This window comes from Streptomyces sp. NPDC050263, from assembly GCF_040655955.1.
Classification (GTDB): domain Bacteria; phylum Actinomycetota; class Actinomycetes; order Streptomycetales; family Streptomycetaceae; genus Streptomyces.
On record NZ_JBFAKW010000169.1, the window covers coordinates 1 to 18,214 of the forward strand.

An 18,214-nucleotide genomic window follows, 5' to 3' on the forward strand; every position below is an offset into this window, starting at 1 on the left:
GTAGCTCCGCTACGAGGACTCTCGCCCGGCACACCGAGAGCACGCACCGAACGCCGCTCCTTCTCCCACGGAGATCCATCAGAAGCCCCCTAGCCAGATGATCGATTGCAAGGGGGTTCGGTGGTCGCAAGCGGTCAGTGCGCGCACGACCGGCCGGCCGCGCATGAACCTGGCTCCACTCATCAGGCTCCCTTGGAATCGATCATCCAGGGAACCGGGAGGCGCTCTACCGGCGGACCGCCGAAATCAGTCCGCCGGGCCGCTCCTCGCGCTGCGGCGGGGTGCTGAACGGGCGGCCGTAGGCGGCGGCGCGCTCGCGCAGGGTGTGGCTGTCGGCCTCCCAGCCGTGCCCGGCCAGCCAGCCCACCGGGTCGTCGGGCATCTCCGAGACCCACATGGACGCCGCAGATCCCGGCGCGGCGTCCGCGCCGAAGCGCTCGATCACACCGCGCGAGCCCAACGTCAGCCCCATCCGACTGCCTGCCGCCGACTGCGCGCCGATCCGGGCCAGCAGCAACTCCACCGCGTTCTCGGGCAGATAGATCAGCAGTCCTTCGGCGATCCACACGGTCGGCACCGCCGGGTCGTGCCCTGCGGCGGCCAGCGCGGCCGGCCAGTCCTCACGCAGATCCACCGCGACGGTGATCCGCTCGCACCGTGCGACGGCCCGCTCCTGGCGCAGCACCGAAGCCTTGAAGTCCAGTGGCGCGGCGGTGTCGACCTCGAACAGCCGGGTGCCCTCGGGCCAGTCCATCCGGAAGGCGCGGCTGTCCATGCCGGCGCCGAGCAGCACGACCTGCCGGACCCCGGACGCGGAGGCCTGCCGCAACAGGTCGTCGAGGAACTTCGTCCTGATGACGATGGAGAACGCCACAGCCAGGCGGCGGCGTCGCGCGGCCTCGTCATCGGGCAGCGGCGGCGAGGAGGGCCACAGGCCGCCGGCGGCGGCGAAGGCCTGTGCCAGTGGGTCGCGGAACAGCGCGTTCTCCCGCTCGGTCTCCAGCGCCCGCACCCTGGCCACCCCCACCGCCGTGGCCCACACTCCCGACGGCTGCGCCCGCTCCTGCTCATCAGTCACCGCGCCAGCCTAGATGATCGATTCCAGGGGGCCCGATGAGTGGAGCCGGGTTCCTGCGCGGCCGGCCGGTCGTGCGCGCACCGGCCGCCTACGACCACCAAACCCTCGGAACCGATCATCTGGATCCGTCACACCCCGCTCCCGCTCCTGCGGATCGTGCCGTCGAAGACAGCCAGGAACGCCGCTGCTGGTCAGCCCCGAACCGGCCGGCGTCCTGGCCACGATCATCACCCGCCTGCGCAACAGCGTCACTCCCGTTCATCCGGGCGGACGCGCTGCGGAGGCATCCGGGCCGTCGGGGGCGGCCGGTCCCGCGGCGTGGTCGCCGGGTACCGATGCCCGGCCGTCCTCGGTGACAGGGCATGCGGCAGCTTGGGGGCGGAGCGGGACGCCGTTGGCGCGCAACACCTCGCGGACGCCCAGGATCAAAGGGAAGACCTCATGATTGCGGTCCTGACCCTGCTCTTCCCACGCCCGCTGCTCAGCCTCAACTGCCGTGCGGTCCTCCGCGAACACCCGCTCGGTGAAGCGCCTGATGAGCGGCCACGCCAGATTCAAGGCCCCTGGAATCCCGGGCTTCTCGATCATGAGCAGGCCATAGGTGTGACACCTGCGCTGCTCGGCATCCTCGGGCACGTACGCGGCCCAGAGGCGGAAGGCCGGACGCTCGGCGCCCTCCGGGACAAGGTCGAGTGTCTGGTACGGGTATTCGGTACGGATGGTCATGACGTCGCTCGAGTCACCGCCACCGATCCTCTCCGCGGCCAGCAGGCCGGCCGCCCGGTTCCGCTTCCCTCCGGCATGGGTGAACAGGTATCGGGCCTCCACCGACCGCGGGCAGGTCCGGTATCCCAGCAACTGGGGCTGGAGCCTGCCGACGACGCCCCGGTGGAGGAACTGATGATTCATGTCGAGCAGGTTCTCGTGCATGAACGAGTAGTGGCAGTGCACGGTCCGGGAGAAGGTCATGGTCTTGTACTCCGCCGAACCGTAGGCCGGCAGGTCGGGCAGGGGAGTGACCGCGGCCTTCTCCGCATCGCCCGGGAAAACGAACACCAGGCCGTACGCCTCGCGCACGGGATAGCCGCGCACGCCACGCGGCGGCCGGCCATCGCCCTTGGACAGGTACGGGATCTGCGAGAGGCGGCCGTCGCCGCGATAGACCCACGCGTGATAGCCGCAGCGCAGGGTCTCGCCCTCCACGGCCCCCATGCTCAGCGGCACTTGACGGTGGGCACACCGGTCCTCCAGCGCGTGGACGGCACCGCTCTCCCCGCGGTAGAGCGCGATGCGCTCTCCGGCGAAGGCGGTCGCGAGCACCCGCTTGCTGCGCACGCTCCCGGACAGCGCGACCGGATACCAGAAATCCGGGTTCGCCCCGATGCGCCGCAGGTCGACCATGCATACCTCTCCCTCACCCGTGGGACAGAGCCCCCTCCATCCTGGCGGCCGCCCGCCACCGACGCACTGTCCAGCGCATCCGGACGAGTGAGCGATCCCAGCCCTCGGCACGAGAGGTCACGCCGATGCGCTGGTCTCATCGTTCCAGGGGGTGCCTGGCACGACGGGTACGGGCATCAAACCGCCCCCGGCACGCCTTCCGACCCGCCCGCGGAAGAAGACGCCCTGCGGGCGGACATACTGCTCTCCTCCTCCGCCGATGGCCCCTTGCACGACGGGAGCGAGGACGACGACACGGAGGACGAGTCGGAATAGTCAGCGCTGCGGCACTGGAGCCGCCCCCGCTCCGCCCCGGACCTCCTGGGTGGCTGTGCCACTCCCGGCTGTCAGTGCCGGGTGGGAAACTGCCCGGCATGATCGAACCGAATCCGAAAGCGGACCTTCTCCGGTACCTGCAAGAGGGGCGTGACGCCCTGGTGTGGAAGCTCGACGGCCTCTCGGAGTACGACATCCGCCGTCCCCTGACCTCCACGGGCACGAACCTGTTGGGGCTGGTCAAGCATGTCGCCGGCGTGGAGCTGGGGTACTTCGGCGACACGTTCGGGCGGCCGTTCTTCGACGGGGAGCCGCCGTCCTGGTGGTATACCGAGGAGTCAGAGCCCAACTCGGACATGTGGGCCGCCGCAGACGAATCACGGGAACAGATCGTCGGGCTGTATCGCCAGGCATGGGAGCACTCCGACAGCACGATCGCGACGCTGACGCTTGATGCGATCGGTCAGGTCCCGTGGTGGCCGGAGGAACGCCGAGAGGTGACGCTGCACCACATCCTGGTGCGCGTGATCTCCGATACTCAGCGGCATGCCGGTCACGCCGACATCGTGCGAGAGCTCATCGACGGATCCGTCGGATGCCTGCAAGGCAAAGACAACATGCCGCCAGGGGACCAGGCGTGGTGGGAGGGCCACCGGAGCCGGCTGGAGCGTGTGGCGCGGGAAGTCGACGGCTGACTCGCCGTGCTGCCGACCCCGTTGGCTCCGGGGTCGGCCATGCGGCGCCGTTCGGAGCCCGCCGGACCGACCTCCAGGCCACGTCGTGGGTGCGCCGAAGCGCCCGCAACGGCATGCCCATCCGGTGATCACGCCCGATCGCCGCGTACAACTCGTCCTTCGGCCCCGAGTTGCCCGGGCACCGCAGCGTCGGCGAGTGCGCCCAGGCCGACCTCGACGCCTGGTTCGCCCAGGACGCCACCGCTCGCCGCGTCGTCCGAGCGTTCCTGCGCTGGAGCACGGACCACCAGGTCATGCCCCGGTTGAAGGTCCCCACGATCCGCACGGAGCGCCCGGCCCCGATCAGCCGGCACCACCGCATCGCCCCGATCCGCAAGATCATGAACGGCGACGATCTCCCGCTCTCGGAACGGATCGCCGCAGCCCTGATCCTCCTCCATGCCCAGCCCGTCCGTCGGTTCGTCCGCCCGTACAGCCCATGGACCCCGCCACCCTGGGCAAGCGACCGACCACCGCGACAGGCCGGCCGGGAAGCACTGCGTACGCGTTGACCACATACGGTCATGAAGTTCCGTCAACGCCCGGATGCCGCAGTGACCGATTCGATGGCACCGCGCCAAGTCCTGCGATATCCCTCGCGAAGCGGCCCGCCGACAACGGCGAGGATCTGTGTTGCAGCGTCGATCATGGGGATCGGGTCTCCCGACGTGCACAGCCGCAGGTGTCCTTCGAGCAGGGCGGCCCCACGCTCCCGGTCCGCCTCGAGAAGGCGCCGCGGCAGCCATTTCCCGCTGCCGATCCATGCCTGGTGGTAGTCGCAGAGCAGATCTGCCGCCGCACTGAGAACGTCCCCGGCCACCGCCAGGCGCTCGATGCGATCGCCGGCATCGGCGAGATCGTCCAGAGCATTCGTCAGCCCGTACCTCTTCGTCTCGACCGTCTCCGGCGCCAGCGCCGGAGGACCGTTGCGGAGGTCCGCCTCAGCCCGGGCACGGGCGTTGCCGGCCTCCCCAGCGGCGTCAACCAGGACGAGACCCCTGGCATACACGCTCTGAAGGACCGCCCGGCGTGCGGCGACGTCCGCCGCGAAGAGCTCCGCGAGACCGGCACGGGTGTGGACGAACAGTTCCACGACACGTCCCTCGAACCGGATCGTCTCCCGGCAGGTCTCACCGCCGTCCCCGATGAGCACTGCAATGTCCAGGTCACTGCCGGCAGTGGCTCGCCCCGCAGCCGCGGACCCGCCGAGGACCGCGGCAAGCGCATCAGGGAAACGATCACGCACGAGGCGTCGGGCCTGGTCGATGGGGTCCATGTTCATGGCGACAAGGGTTTCAGGAACCTTGGGCGCCGACGACCAGGTTTCCGGTACCACGGCTTGACCGTTGCGAACCGTGATGCACCCAGGGCCACGCGGGCGCATTCCGCCGACTCGAGCGTGCAGAGTGCGACTTGGAGGCGTTGAGGGCACCGCCTCGCAACGCGTGGGAACGGCTGCGTGACCGATCGGAGCCTGGGCGACAACGAGTCCGGGCGACACTGGTTGCGTGATTATCGAACGCGCGTATGCCCATCTCGCCTCGTACGACGAGGAAGCCTGGCCTTGGTCGGTGCCCTGCGTCCGGCAGCTGCTCGACGAAGGGCTGCGGTTCACAGCACCGGTGACCTTTCTGGTCGGTGAGAACGGCTCGGGGAAGTCGACCCTGGTCGAGGCGTTGGCGGAGGGGTTCGGCCTGGACTCCTACGGCGGCTCCCATGACTGGCGCTACGCTTCCCCGCGCGGCAAGTCGACCCTCGGCGAGCGTATGAAATTCGACGCCGCCTCGGGGCGCGGGCGACGTATGGTCACCAGCTGGTCAGATCGCAAGGGCTTCTTCCTGCGTGCCGAGACCGCGCTGGACGCCCTGGGCCGGGAGGGGTTCTCGCCGGACCGTGTCAGCCATGGTGAGGGCTTTCTCGCGGCGTTCCGCGGGAAGTTCCTTCACGCCGGGCTCTATGTTCTCGACGAGCCGGAGGCAGCGCTCTCCTTCTCTTCGTGCCTCGAGCTGATCGGGCACATCGACCGGTTGGCCAAGGAGGGCGGCCAGGTCATCTGTGCCACGCACTCCCCGTTACTGACCGCACTGCCGGGCGCGGACATCATCGAGGTCGGTGAGCACGGTATGCGGAGTGTCGCCTGGCGGGAGCTCGGCGTCGTGGATCACTGGCGCCGCTATCTCGCCGACCCGCACACCTATCTGCGGCACATCGTCGAACCGTAGGCGGCTCCGCCTCGGCTCCGCAGGTCGACCAGGAGCACGGCAAGGCACTCGCTGTGTGCTGCGTCGAGCGTCAGTGCGAGGATTCCGATGTGAACGATCTCCACTTCCGTCTCGCCGACGAGACCGATCTCGCCACTCTCGTTCGTCTGCGCGACGACGCCGCCCGGTGGATGCTCGCCCAGGGCATCACCGGCCAGTGGCAGCCCGGCCAGTTGAACGAGGAACACTTTCGCAAGTCCATGGCGAGTGGCGAGGTCTGGCTCGCCGAGGCCGACGGCCGCACGGTCGGGGCATGGGAGCTGTGGTGGCAGGACGAGGACGCCTGGGGACCGCAGCCGCCGGTGGCCGGCTATGTGCATCGGCTGATGGTGGACCGCAGCAGCGCCCAGCCGGGGACGGGGCGGTTTCTGCTGCGGGCTGCGGAGCGCCGTGTTGCCGCGGCGGGGCGGGCGGTAGTGCGTCTGGACTGCCTGGCCGGCAACACGCGCCTGAACGCCTACTACCTGGACGCCGGCTACGGGGTCGTCGGTCACAAGGCGGGCAAGCCGCAGCCGGGTGGTGCGCCCAAGTCATTCACGCTCCTTGAGAAAGACCTGCGGGTCGGCGGCGAGGGCTGAGCGAGGGTGGCCGGGGGAGCGCGGTGGGCGAGGATCCCGGGTGACTGTTCAGTCCTGGAGCGGTGAGAGCCCGGCCTCTGATCCGGGCTGAGCCTCGAGGCCTCGTCTGCCCGTGGTGGGAGAACGAGAACGGCGAGGTCGGTCGGCGCATGCGGCGGCAGCGGCCACCTTGCTGAGAGTAGTCCGGGTAAGGCGGCTCTGACCTCGGTGGATGGAACGTGTTCCGCGCACAAAGATGCGTCAGTACGTCGTTGACCGGCGATCCGCGGCAGGGCCAGGGTGGTGGAGCCACATCGGATCCCGACCGCCCGTTTCCGGTCACCGACCTGTGCGTAGGAGGCCGTGATGCTCCGTACAGACACCCGTGAACACCCCGAGTCCGCAGCAGACCACGAGGCCGCGACCGCAGCCCCGGACGGCTGCTGCGAACTCCTCTTCCAACGCTGCCGCTGGTGCGGCACCGCGGCCTACCGCCGCTCCTTCTGCCGGGCCTGCGGGTCCACGGCCTTCACCCGGGAGCGCAGCGAGGGCTCCGGGGTCGCCGTGCGCCGAAGCGGCCATGTCCCGCTCAACACGTGGTTCGTCGCCATGGACGAGGGCTTCAACCTGCTCTGCCAGGTCACCGGGACGGCCCCGGTCGCGGTCGCGATGGGCGCACGGGTGCGTGTCGTACGGTCCGTCGCCCCCGTCGACCAGGGCCTGCCCCTCGTCGAACTCACCCACCCGGCACCGCCTCTGGAGCGTTGGTGGTAGCGGGAGGCGGCCCAGGCACAGCCACCTCGCACGCGCGGGACGACCAGAGAGGAGGGTGCGTGGGCACCCAGCACAACACTCCGGACGAACGGTTCGGCGTTGTCGACGGAGGGGGGCGGGGCGCGCTGGAAGGATTGCGCGTCGCCGACTTCTCCCGCGTCCTCGCGGGGCCCTACGCCACGATGCTCCTCGCCGACCTCGGCGCGGACGTGGTGAAGGTCGAGCGGCCCGGCATCGGGGACGACACCCGGGCCTGGCATCCGCCGGCGGACCGCGACGGCACGTCGACCTATTTTCTGTCCGTCAACCGGAACAAGAGGTCCGTCGTCCTGGACCTGACGACGGAGACGGGTCTGGCACACGCCCGCGCCCTGGTCGCCGAATCCGACGTGCTGGTGGAGAACTTCCGCCCGGGCACGATGGAGCGGCTGGGGCTCGGTCCCCGTGAACTCCGTTCCCGGCACCCGGGGTTGGTCTACTGCTCGATCAGCGGCTTCGGCAGCGGCGCGGGCGCGGCGATCCCCGGATACGACCTGCTCGTCCAGGCCGTCGGCGGTCTGATGAGCGTGACCGGGGAGGCGGACGGCGGGCCGGTGAAGGCGGGCGTGGCGCTCGTCGATGTGATCACCGGCCTGCACGCCTCGCTGGGCATCCTCGCGGCCCTGAGGCACCGAGATGCCACGGGTGAGGGCCAGTGCGTGGAGGTGAACCTGCTCGGCTCGCTGCTGTCGGCCATGGTCAACCAGGCGTCGGCGTTCGCCGTCGCGGGCGTGGTTCCGGGCCGTATGGGCAACGCGCACCCGAGCATCGCGCCGTACGAGACCTTCCCCGCCGCCGATCGTCCGATCGCGCTGGCGGTGGGCAACGACCGGCAGTTCGCGGCGCTCGCCGAGGCAGTCGGGGACCCCGGTCTCGCCGACGACGACCGCTTCCGTACCAATGCCGACCGGGTCGCCCACCGCGCCGAACTGCGCGACATCCTGACCGAGAGGCTGGCCGCCGCCGGCGCGGACCACTGGTCGGCCGTCCTGCTGGCCGCCGGGGTGCCCGCCGGGCCGGTCAACTCCCTTGACGAGGCATTCGACTTCGCCCGGAAGCTCGGTCTCCCCGGCATCGTCGACCTCCCCTCCGACGCGGGGGAGGGCAGGCCCTCGCGCCAGGTCGCGTCCCCCATCGCGCTGAGCGGCACGCCCGCTCAGTACCGCCTCCCGCCGCCGCGCCTGGGACAGCACACCGCCGAGATCCTCCGCTGACGTTCCCACCGCACTCCCGCGCCGAAGGGAGCGGCTGGATGACCGCTCGCGGCGCGGACACGACCCAACTCACCACCTCGAACACCAGGAGCTCACGATGAGCGGCGCCAAGCCGATGAAGGACCCTCTCGACCTGCTCGATCTCTCCTCCACCCTCACCGACGAGGAACGCGAGATCCAGGCGACCGTCGCCAAGTTCCTCGCCGACCGGGTGCGCCCGCACATCGGCGAGTGGTTCGAGAACGCCCACTTCGCCCGCGAACTCGCCCCCGAACTGGGCAAGCTGGGCGTACTCGGCATGCATCTCGACGGCTACGGCTGCGCCGGGACCAACGCGGTCAGCTACGGCCTCGCCTGCCTGGAACTGGAGGCGGCGGACTCCGGCTTCCGCAGCTTCGTCTCCGTGCAGGGCTCGTTGTCGATGTTCTCCATCTGGAAGTGGGGGTCGCAGGAGCAGAAGCAGGAGTGGCTGCCCCGGCTCGCCGCAGGCGAGGCCATCGGCTGCTTCGGCCTGACCGAGCCCGACTTCGGCAGCAACCCCTCCGGGATGCGCACCAGGGCCGTCCGTGACGGCGGGGGAGACTGGATCCTCAACGGCTCCAAGATGTGGATCACCAACGGCGGCATCGCCGACGTGGCCACCGTCTGGGCACAGACCGAGGACGGCATCCGCGGCTTCCTCGTGCCGCGCGGCACCCCCGGCTTCACCACCCAGGACATCAAGCAGAAGATGTCGCTGCGCGCCTCCATCACCTCGGAGTTGTCCTTCGACGACGTACGGCTGCCCGACTCGGCGCGCCTGCCGCTCGCGGAGGGTCTGCGCGGACCGCTGTCCTGCCTGAACGAGGCCCGCTTCGGCATCCTGTTCGGCGCGGTCGGCGCCGGCCGCGACTCGCTCCAGGCGGCCATCGAGTACGCCGACTCCCGCGTGCAGTTCGACAAGCCGATCAGCGCCTTCCAACTCACCCAGAAGAAGCTCGCCGACATGACCGTGTCCCTGAGCGGCGCGGCCCTGCTCGCCCTGCACCTGGGCCGGCTCAAGGACCAGCACCGCGTCCGGCCCGAGCAGATCAGCGTCGGCAAGCTCAACAACGTCCGGGAAGCGCTCGCCATCGCACGGGAGTGCCGCACCGTCCTGGGGGCCAACGGCATCTCCCTGGAGTACTCGCCGCTGCGGCACGCCAACAACCTGGAGTCCGTGCTGACGTACGAAGGCACCAGCGAGATGCACACCCTGGTCGTCGGCCAGGCGATCACCGGCCAGGCGGCGTTCCGCTGATCACCGAGAGTCGGGGGAGGGCACCGGTGAACATCGTCGTGTTCGCCGGACCCCGGGCTCGACGCCCTCCGCAAGGTCCCGGCGACGGGCGCTGACGGGGGATCCACCTCTGCGACGACAGGCTGCACGGCGCCGACGCGCTGACCACCGCGAAGGCGCCGGCAGCCGCCGTGCGGAGGGGGGAGGACGCCGACCCGGCGACGGCCGCCGACGCGACCACCGACGGTCGGGCGAGCGCGGTCCCCGCAGTCGTACCTGTTCCCCCGACGGGGCCGGATCCTGGTGACCCGTTCCCGTGGGGTGGAAGCCGCCCCGCGTCCCCCGCGAGCCGCCGGAATCCGCATCAGGGACGACGGCTCGGCCGCCGGCAGCTTGCCTCTTCGACGTCCTCGTGCTCGTCGACCACGACGGGGAACGTGGCAACGCATCCACATACGAACTCCTGGCCGCCGCACGGCGGTCGGGCGACCCGGCCGCCGCCGTCGCCGGAACTCCCGGCACGGCGGTCCGTCTCAGGGATTCCCTCGCTCGCCACGGCGCCACGAGCGTCCACGCGGGGGATTCCACCGACGCGGCCGGGTTTCTCGTCATGCTCGCCGTCGACGCCCTGGTGCGCGCGGTCCGGGAAACCGCTGCAGCCGCCGCTCCGGTGTCACGACGGACGACCGGGGCGCCCGCGCGTCTTGCGAGCCGAGGTCCGCCGAGCCGTACGAGACCGGGTGCCGGCGGCGGCGAGTTCCGCGGTGAGCTGTGCGCCGCAGGTGCCGCGGGCGACGACGGGGAGGCGCTCGTGCGGCGACCGGCGCAGGATGTGCTCCGCGGCGACGCGGCTGATCCCGGGGCGCGCGCCCGTCATCACGGCGGTGCGCTTCATGGCCCTGTCACCAGGAGTGGCGACAACCAGGCTGATGCGGTGCCGCGCGGCGAGAACGAACGGCCGACGCCGGCCGCACCGTGACGGCCGGCCGCCGTGGCCCGGGGACTGCGCCGCGCGGAACCCCCTCGGTCCAGGTCGTCCTCGGTCCAGGTCGTCGGCGCTCTGGCCCGGGTGGCCCTTCGGCCCTCGTGCGCCGAGCGGGACCGGCTGTACCTGAGCGCCGGGTTCCTGTCTCCGTGCTGCCCGTTGCGGTACGTGCTCGCGCATCCCCGCCCGGCCAACGCGGACACGTCACACGGGCCAGGGCGTCAGGCGGCGCGGTAGCTGAAGAACCCCTGCCCCGACTTGCGGCCCAGCAGGCCCGACTCGACCATGCGGCGCAGCAACGGGGGAGGGGCGTACAGCGGTTCGCGGTACTCCTCGTACAGTGCCTCGCCGATCGCCGCCACGGTGTCCAGGCCGATCAGGTCGGCGAGGTGCAGCGGGCCCATCGGGTGGGCGCAGCCCGCCGTCATCCCCGTGTCGATGTCCTGCGCCGTCGCCGTACCGGAGCCGACCATTCGCACCGCCGCCAACAGGTACGGAACGAGGAGGGAGTTGACGACGAAGCCCGCGCGGTCCTGCGTCACGACCGTGGTCTTGCCCAGGACCTCGTCCGCGAAGGCCCGTACGCGCAGTTCCGTGGCCTTCGAGGTCTGCAAGGAGGGGATCACCTCGACCAGCGGCATGACGGGAACGGGGTTGAAGAAGTGCAGCCCGACCACCGCCTCCGGCCGTCGGGTCACGGCCGCGAGCCGGGCGATGGGGATCGAGGAGGTGTTGCTCGCCAGGACGGCGGCCGGATCGGTGACCTCGTCCAGCTGCCGGAACAGCGCGGTCTTGGCCGACTCGTCCTCCACGGCGGCCTCGATGACCAGGTCCGCACCGGCCAGCCGGCCGAGGTCGGCGGTGACCGAGATTCCCGCCAGGGCATGTGCGCGCTCTTCCGGGGCGATGGTTCCGCGCTTCTCGGCTTTGAGCAGGGAGTCCGCAACGCCCACAAGTCCCGCTCGGGCCCTGTCCTCGGTCACGTCGCACAACGTGACGCGCAGCCCCGCCCGGGCGCAGACCTCGGTGATGCCCCGGCCCATCTGCCCGGCGCCGACGACTCCCACGTGCTTGATCGATGTCATGTGTTCCTCCGCGTGTCCCTCCGCCCGGGCGATCGATCGACGCCGCCGCGGGCTGTGGTGCCATGTTGAGCGTAGGCCGGTACAACCCCTCTGACCTGCTCGGACAGTGCGTATTCCGCGCACAAACATGCGTCGGTTCGTCGTGGACCGGCTGTGCCGCACGGGCCTGACGGCGCTGCCGAGAGGGCCGTGGAATCAGCCGGCGACGGTCGTGGGGGCGGCCGCCTCCCGCAGGCGGCGGATCACGCCGCGCACCGCGGGCGAGGTTTCCCCCGTGCGGTAGGCGCCCACCAGCCGGGTGGTGAGCGGTACGTCGGCCAGCGGACGGTAGGCGACACCCGGTATCCGGACGCGGCGCAGCGAGTCCGGCACGAGCGCCACCGCGAGACCGCCGCCCACCAGTGTGAGTGCGGCGATGAAGTCCCGTACTGCAGGAGCACACCGCGGGCTGAAGCCTCCCTGCGCTGCCACCTCGAGGATCTGGTCGCGGCAGCCGTACTCCTCGTCGAAGTGCGGGGCCACGAACTGCTCATGACGCAGTTCCGTCGCCGGCACCGCCTCGTGCGCCGCCAGCGGCGCGCCGTCCGGCAGCGCGAGGACGACGTCCTCGGTCAGCAGACAGGCGGCTGTGACGCCGGCCGGGTACTCCGGCCGCCAGCGCAGGAAGCCGACGTCGATGTCCCCGCAGGACAGGGCGTCCAGCTGGGCCGGCGTCTCCAACTCGCGCACCTGCACGGTGAGGTGGGTGTCGAGCGTCGCGCACCGGGTGAGGACGTCGGTCAGCACACCGGAGAAGGCGGCGGAGGCCACGTAGGCGATCTCGGCGTGCCCCAGTTCCCCGCGACCGGCACGTCGGCCCACCGCCTCCGCGCGGGCGGCCTGCGCGAGGGTGAGCCGTGCCTCTTCGAGGAACAGCCGCCCGGCGCTGGTGAGCGCCGGGCGGGTGCGTCGTCCGCGGTCGATCAGCCGGACTCCCAGGTGTGACTCCAGTGCTCTGACCTGGGCGCTGAGCGCCGAAGGGGCCAGATGCAGCCGGTCCGCCGCGCGCGCGAAGTGCAGTTCCTCCGCGACGACGACGAACGATTCCAGCCAGCGCAGTTCCACCGGCTCCTCCGTCCTGCCGGGCGTACCGGCCGTGCACACGCCCCGTGGGTCGGACACCCCGCGGCGGCGTCAGGGCAGAACAGGACCGCCGCGGGGTGAGTACGGGAGCGTCAGGGGATCGGTCAGGGGATGACGACGTAGTTGCTGAATCCGCCGTCGCGGTCCTCGAGCCCCGAGATCGCCTCGTTGACCCTGGCCAGCGGGAAGGGCTTGGCCTGAAGGTAGGAGAGATCCAGGGCGCCGGTGGCCACCATGTCGGCGAGTTCCTGCCCCTGCGCGGTGCTGAACCAGTTGGAGCCGATCAGCTGGACCTGTTCGTCCATGAGCCACTTCACGTCCACGGGCAGCCGGTCGGCCACCCCGCCGACATTGACCACCCTGCCACCCCGCCGGACGCCCTGGAGGGAGTCGAGCATGGTCTCCACCGGCGCCTTGGCGCCGAGAGCGCTGATCACGTAGTCCGCGCCCTCGCCGCCGGTGCGGGACTTCGCCCACTCACCGGTGGAGCCGTCGCCCAGCCGGAAGACCTCGACGCGCTCCGGGTCGAGTTCCTTGACGCGCTTGAGGAGTTCCTCGTTGCGGCCGGTCCCGAGGATCCGGGAGGCGCCGGAGGCCAGCGCGAGCACCGTCGAGGCGACACCGAGGGTTCCCGTGATGCCGTCGATGAGCGCGACCTGCCCGGGGCCGGCCGCCGCGTTCTTGAGGGCGCCGTAGGACGTGCCGATGTAGCCCAGCTTCCCGGCCTGTTCGAACGTCATGGTGTCCGGGATGTTGACGATCGAGTACTGCGGGGCGGTCATGTACTCAGCGAAACCGCCGTAGGGGTACAGGTCGAAGATCCGCTGGCCGTCCCGGGAGGTGCTGAAGTACCCGTTCAGGGTGAAGTAGCGGCACCGGCTCAGTTCGCCGCCCCGACACACCTGACAACTGCCGCAGGAGCGCAGGGGGTTGACGTACACCCGGTCGCCCGGCTTGGTGTGCAGCACCGCCTCGCCGACCTGTTCGACCACGCCGGCGGCGTCCAGGCCGAAGATGGCGGGGAACTTGGGCAACGGCTGGTGCGGGAACCAGGTCGGCCAGTTGTTGATCACGTTGGCCATGTTCGGCACGATTCCGCACGCCTCGACCCGCACCAGCACGTCGGTCGGTCGCGGGACGGGCACGTCGATCGTGTCGATCGACATCGGCTCCCCGAGCGCGTGCAGTCGAGCAGCGAGCATTTTCGCCATTGAAATACTCCTAGGAAATCACGGCTCATTCAGGACAGGCAGTTACGGAGCCTGTTCCTGCGATTCCGGGAAGGGATTCGGGTATGTGTCCTCGAGGTCGATGTCCAGCAGTCCCATGATGCGGACGCCGGAGTTGTACCAGGCGACGGACAAGGACAGTTCGATCATCTGCTTGTCCGTCAGGTGGTCGGCGGCGGCTCGCCAGGTCTGCTCCGAGACGTCGACCCGGAGGGTCGACTCCTTGGCGAGACGCATCACCGCCTTCTCCGTCTCGTCGAACAGGTCGGACGACTCGAAGTCGGCCACGGCCGCCAACTGTTCCTCGGTGAGGCCGGCCCCCAGTCCGTGCGACTGGTGGTGTGCGACCTCGTACGCAGACCTGGTCGCGTACCCGACGGTCAGGATCGCCAGTTCCCGCAGGCGTGGGCTGAGGTCGGCGGCCCGCAGCGCGTTGGCGTAGGTCAGGAAGGCGTCCAGCTGGGCCGGCGCGTTGGTCAGGGCGAGGAAGATGTTCGCCGTCGGCACCTTGCGCTCGGCTTCCAGCCGGTCGTAGAGGGGCTTGTGCGACTCGTCCGCGTCCTCGCGACGCAGGTAGGGAACTCGTGCCATGGTGACTCCTGAAGGCGGGGAAGGTCAGGGAGTGGACTGTTCGAGCAGGAACCGCTCGAGTGTCATCGGCTTGGGCGGTTCGGCCGCCGGGATCTGCTTCACCCCGACGAAGGGCGACGCCTCGAAGTACCACTTCTCCAGGGCCGGCAGGCCCCAGCGGGCGTTGGTGCTCAGGGATCCCGCGTCCCAGCGCACCGGCTCGATCTCGGTGTCGATCGTCTGGTAGTGACTGTTGAAGACCTCCACCCGGTGCCCGTCGGGGTCGCGGAGGTAGGCGAAGAGCATCCCGCCGGGACCATGGCGTCCGGGGCCTCGTTCCACGCCGTCGCCGTAGCCTTGGATGCCCGCCCAGTCGCAGGCGGTGAAGATGTCGTGGCTCTCGGAGACGGTGTAGGCGAAGTGGTGCAGGGCGGGCCCGGTGTTCTCGACGATCGCGAGGTCGAGGCAGGTGCCCTTGCGGTACATGAACGCGCCCAGCAGTTTGTCGCCGTGCTCCAGGTACTCCGAGTTTCGGAAGCCGAGCTCGCTGTAGAACGCGCACAGCTCGTAGGTGTCGGGTGCGAAGACCTGATAGTGGTCCAGCCTCTGGGCGTGGGCACCCTTGAAGGACGCGAAGTCGATGTGCAGCCGTGGCCGAGTCTCCATGTGCGCGCACAGTTCGAGCGGTGTGCCGATGGGGTCGCTGACGTGCAGGGTGCGGCCCTGGTACGGCTCGTCGACCCACTCGGCGGGCAGTCCCCGCTCCCGGAACCAGGCGTACGCGAGGTCGAGGTCCTCCTCGAAGAAGACCCGGAAGCCGATCCTCCTGCTCATGCCCGCGCCTTCTTCGTCCAGCTCCAGGACGAGGCTGTGATGGCAGGCTTCGGCCAGGCCGCGCAGGTAGCAGGTGCGTTCGTCCTCGTCGCTCACGACGAGTCCCAGCACGTTCACGTAGAAGTTCCGGCTCTCGACCAGATCGGCGACGGTGAGACGCACATGGCTGGAGCGGGTGATGTTGAAATTCGGACGCAGATTGACGGGTGGCAGCATGCTGGTCTCCGTGCTCCGATCGGATCTGGAATTCGATGACTGTAATGCCTCGGTACTTGGAGGCAGTTTTACGGTGTGGTCGTCGAGGGCCCGAGCGCGGCGAAGGTGAGGGCGGACCAGCCGCTGAATTCCGCGGATTCACCGAGGGACTCCTCGATGCGCAGAACCTCGTTCCATTTGGCCATGCGCTCGGAGCGGGTGAACGAGCCCACCTTGAGCTGGCCCGCGTCCCAGCCGACGCTGAGATGGGCGATGGTGATGTCCTCGGTCTCCCCGGAACGGGCCGAGACGATGGTGCCGAAGCCGGCATCCTTGCCGGCGCGCAGGGCCTGGTACGCCTCCGTGACCGTGCCGGCCTGGTTCGGCTTGACGAGTACGGCGTTCGCCGCCCCGTCGGTCGCCGCGGCCTCGACCCGCTTGGCGTTCGTGACCAGGTAGTCGTCGCCGATCACCTGGCAGCGGTGGCCGTAGAGCCGGGTGAACTCCAGCATGCCCTCGTGGTCGTCCTCGCCCACCGGGTCCTCGACGGACAGGATCGGATACCGCTCGATCCAGCTGCCCAGCAGGTCGATCAGCGCGGTGGTGTCCAGGGCGCGGTCGTCCAGGGCCAGCGTGTAGCGCCCGCCGCTGCCGAACTGCGAGGCCGCGACGTCCAGCGAGATGCCCACCTGCGTCGAGGGAGTGAAGCCCGCGTTCTCGATCGCCCGGGTGAGTGTCTCCAGCGCTTCCTCGTTGGAGTCGAAGGCGGGCCAGAAGCCGCCTTCGTCGGCGACCCCCTGCGCCTTGCCCGCCCGCCGCATCAGAGTGCCGGCGGCCCGGTAGATCTCCGCCGTCCAGTCCAGGGCCTCGGAGAAGCTGCGCGCCGCGGGGCACATCACCATGAAGTCCTGCACATCGACGCGGCGGTCCGCGTGGGCTCCGCCACCGAAGATCTGGATCTCCGGCAGCGGGATGCGGACCGGCCGTCCGCCCGCAAGGTGCTGCCACAGGGGCACGCCGGCCGACGCGGCGGCGGCGTGCAGGACCGCCATGGAGGTGGCCACGATCGCGTTGCCGCCGAGACGGCTGCGGTCGGGGGTGCCGTCGAGATCCACCAGCAGTCGGTCGACGGCCTCCTGGTCGGTCGCGTCGAGGCCCAGGAGGGCGGGCGCGATCTCGTGGTTCACCGAGCCCACCGCGCGCTGGACGTCGAGGCCGCCGAAGCGGCTGCCGCCGTCACGCAGGTCGAGGGCCTCGCCCTGTCCCGTCGAGGCTCCCGCCGGTGCGATGGCCCGACCGATCGCGCCGCCCGCGAGGTGGACCTCGACCTCGACGGTCGGCCGACCACGTGAGTCCCACACCCTGCGGCCATGGAGCTGGGCGATCCGCGCGTCTGTCATTGCGGTGCACCTTTCGGAGTTCGGAGTTCGGAGTTCGGAGTTCGGAGTTCGGAGTTCTGAATTCTGAATTCGAAGTTCGGGCGATCGGGGCGATGTGAAGGCGCCGGCGCCTGTCATCGGGGGCCGGGCATCCCCGCGGCCGGAGGCGTACGGAAGAAGTCCTCGCCGACGAACGGGCGCGGCCAGCTCCGGTGGGGCGCCTGAATCGGCGCGGCGGCGCTGGGCGCGAGTGAAACGGAGATGACGAGGGTTGCTCGTCCACTGCGGCTCTTGTCGTGCTAACGATAGCGCAATCGTGCAAAGCGACCACGGCTCTGTCAAGAGGGGCGACGGTAGTCCGACCCCTTGGTTTCATCGTTCGTTTACCCCTCTTGGTTCGCCGGAACGCTAGTGCTATCGTTCGCACAGCTCCGGTGCTCCGGCAGGAACTCCGGCGGACCCGCGCCTTCCTGGACGGACGGACAGCACAGGTGGCGTGGGTCCGCCGGGCCCCATCCCGGCCGACAGGAAAGCGAGCCCGACATGACACCCCAGCCCTCCGCGGCGCCCATGACCCTCACCACCGTCGTGGCCAGCACCCGGCCCGGGCGTGTGGGCAGATCCGTCGCGGACTGGTTCGCCCTCCGGGCCGCGGAGCACGACCAGTTCGAGTCGCGCATGGTCGACCTGTACGAACTCGCGCTTCCCTTCTTCGACGAGCCGCATCCGCCCGCCCTGCGGCAGTACACGAAGAGCCACACCCGCGAATGGAGTCGGATCGTCGAATCGTCGGACGCGTTCGTCTTCGTCACCCCGGAGTACAACGGCGGCTTCCCCGCCCCGCTGAAGAACGCGTGGGACTTCCTCGTCGTGGAGTGGCGGCACAAGCCGGCCGGGTTCGTCAGCTACGGAGGCGTCTCGGCGGGCACGCGGGCGGTGCAGATGGGCAAGCAGGTCGTGGCGAACCTCAGGATGCTGCCGATCGGTCCGACCGTGAGCGTCCCGTTCGTCGGCGAACTCGTCGAGGACGGCGATTTCCGGCCCGGCAAGATACACGAGGCCGCCGCCGAGCAGGTGCTCGACGAACTCGCGCGCACCGCCCGCGTCATGCGGCGGCTGCGCAACGAAGCGTACTGACTCGGTGCCGCACGCACGAAGGCGCCCGGAGCACGAGCTCCGGGCGC

At 70.1% G+C, this 18,214-nt stretch carries 18 protein-coding genes and 1 pseudogene; 9 read left to right on the plus strand and 10 right to left on the minus strand.

The features are described 5' to 3' along the window. Window positions 1–226: 226 nt before the first annotated feature. Both AB0J04_RS41515 and AB0J04_RS41520 read right to left on the minus strand, forming a co-directional pair. Entirely contained in the window at window positions 227–1,042 is an 816-nt protein-coding gene (locus AB0J04_RS41515) for a class I SAM-dependent methyltransferase (RefSeq protein ID WP_363173899.1), read from the minus strand. Window positions 1,043–1,336: 294 nt separating this feature from the next. Further along, window positions 1,337–2,479 carry an aromatic ring-hydroxylating dioxygenase subunit alpha gene (locus tag AB0J04_RS41520; RefSeq protein WP_363173882.1) on the minus strand — a complete coding sequence of 381 codons (1,143 nt, stop codon included), beginning with the start codon at window positions 2,477–2,479 and terminating at the stop codon, window positions 1,337–1,339. A 413-nt stretch (window positions 2,480–2,892) separates the two neighbouring features. Here AB0J04_RS41520 and AB0J04_RS41525 point away from each other — a divergent pair, with 413 nt between their 5' ends. After that, complete coding sequence (locus AB0J04_RS41525) at window positions 2,893–3,489, plus strand: DinB family protein (RefSeq protein WP_363173883.1); 597 nt, start codon at window positions 2,893–2,895, stop codon at window positions 3,487–3,489. Window positions 3,490–3,659: 170 nt separating this feature from the next. Beyond that, window positions 3,660–4,040 carry a hypothetical protein gene (locus AB0J04_RS41530; protein WP_363173884.1) on the plus strand — a complete coding sequence of 127 codons (381 nt, stop codon included), beginning with the start codon at window positions 3,660–3,662 and terminating at the stop codon, window positions 4,038–4,040. A gap of 23 nt (window positions 4,041–4,063) precedes the next feature. Here the strand turns inward: AB0J04_RS41530 and AB0J04_RS41535 are convergent, their stop codons facing one another. Continuing rightward, window positions 4,064–4,810 carry a nucleotidyltransferase domain-containing protein gene (locus AB0J04_RS41535; protein WP_363173885.1) on the minus strand — a complete coding sequence of 249 codons (747 nt, stop codon included), beginning with the start codon at window positions 4,808–4,810 and terminating at the stop codon, window positions 4,064–4,066. A gap of 226 nt (window positions 4,811–5,036) precedes the next feature. Between AB0J04_RS41535 and AB0J04_RS41540 the strand changes: the two genes are divergently transcribed. The 6 genes and pseudogenes from AB0J04_RS41540 to AB0J04_RS41565 all read left to right on the plus strand — a co-directional run. Continuing rightward, on the plus strand, window positions 5,037–5,750 hold the full coding sequence (locus AB0J04_RS41540; RefSeq protein WP_363173886.1) for an AAA family ATPase: 714 nt from the start codon (window positions 5,037–5,039) through the stop codon (window positions 5,748–5,750). An 89-nt stretch (window positions 5,751–5,839) separates the two neighbouring features. After that, entirely contained in the window at window positions 5,840–6,367 is a 528-nt protein-coding gene (locus AB0J04_RS41545) for a GNAT family N-acetyltransferase (RefSeq protein ID WP_363173887.1), read from the plus strand. A gap of 345 nt (window positions 6,368–6,712) precedes the next feature. Next, window positions 6,713–7,120, plus strand: a complete 408-nt coding sequence (locus AB0J04_RS41550; RefSeq protein ID WP_363173888.1) for a zinc ribbon domain-containing protein — start codon at window positions 6,713–6,715, stop codon at window positions 7,118–7,120. A 59-nt stretch (window positions 7,121–7,179) separates the two neighbouring features. Then, window positions 7,180–8,373, plus strand: a complete 1,194-nt coding sequence (locus AB0J04_RS41555) for a CoA transferase (protein WP_363173889.1) — start codon at window positions 7,180–7,182, stop codon at window positions 8,371–8,373. Window positions 8,374–8,470: 97 nt separating this feature from the next. Continuing rightward, entirely contained in the window at window positions 8,471–9,652 is a 1,182-nt protein-coding gene (locus tag AB0J04_RS41560; RefSeq protein ID WP_363173890.1) for an acyl-CoA dehydrogenase family protein, read from the plus strand. A 391-nt stretch (window positions 9,653–10,043) separates the two neighbouring features. Then, window positions 10,044–10,262, plus strand: a pseudogene (locus AB0J04_RS41565) (electron transfer flavoprotein subunit alpha/FixB family protein); the annotation flags it as partial. Window positions 10,263–10,304: 42 nt separating this feature from the next. Here AB0J04_RS41565 and AB0J04_RS41570 read toward each other — a convergent pair. From AB0J04_RS41570 to eno, 7 genes are all read right to left on the minus strand, one after another. Continuing rightward, window positions 10,305–10,526 (minus strand): hypothetical protein, encoded by a 222-nt coding sequence (locus tag AB0J04_RS41570; RefSeq protein WP_363173900.1) that lies wholly within the window; start codon window positions 10,524–10,526, stop codon window positions 10,305–10,307. 311 nt (window positions 10,527–10,837) lie between these two features. Further along, window positions 10,838–11,701 (minus strand): 3-hydroxybutyryl-CoA dehydrogenase, encoded by an 864-nt coding sequence (locus AB0J04_RS41575; protein ID WP_363173891.1) that lies wholly within the window; start codon window positions 11,699–11,701, stop codon window positions 10,838–10,840. Between the two features lie 195 nt (window positions 11,702–11,896). Then, window positions 11,897–12,862, minus strand: a complete 966-nt coding sequence (locus tag AB0J04_RS41580) for a LysR substrate-binding domain-containing protein (RefSeq protein WP_363173892.1) — start codon at window positions 12,860–12,862, stop codon at window positions 11,897–11,899. Window positions 12,863–12,927: 65 nt separating this feature from the next. Next, on the minus strand, window positions 12,928–14,025 hold the full coding sequence (locus AB0J04_RS41585; protein WP_363173893.1) for an alcohol dehydrogenase catalytic domain-containing protein: 1,098 nt from the start codon (window positions 14,023–14,025) through the stop codon (window positions 12,928–12,930). Window positions 14,026–14,076: 51 nt separating this feature from the next. Then, window positions 14,077–14,643, minus strand: coding sequence for a carboxymuconolactone decarboxylase family protein (locus AB0J04_RS41590; protein WP_363173895.1), 567 nt, complete (start codon window positions 14,641–14,643; stop codon window positions 14,077–14,079). Between the two features lie 24 nt (window positions 14,644–14,667). Further along, complete coding sequence (locus tag AB0J04_RS41595; RefSeq protein ID WP_363173896.1) at window positions 14,668–15,672, minus strand: VOC family protein; 1,005 nt, start codon at window positions 15,670–15,672, stop codon at window positions 14,668–14,670. A gap of 68 nt (window positions 15,673–15,740) precedes the next feature. Next, on the minus strand, window positions 15,741–17,051 hold the full coding sequence (gene eno / locus AB0J04_RS41600) for a phosphopyruvate hydratase (protein ID WP_363173897.1): 1,311 nt from the start codon (window positions 17,049–17,051) through the stop codon (window positions 15,741–15,743). Between the two features lie 522 nt (window positions 17,052–17,573). On the opposite strand from eno, the gene AB0J04_RS41605 reads away from it, so the two are divergent. Beyond that, the gene (locus AB0J04_RS41605; RefSeq protein ID WP_363173898.1) at window positions 17,574–18,167 is read left to right on the plus strand and encodes an NAD(P)H-dependent oxidoreductase; all 594 of its coding nucleotides are present in this window, start codon (window positions 17,574–17,576) and stop codon (window positions 18,165–18,167) included. Window positions 18,168–18,214: the final 47 nt, after the last annotated feature.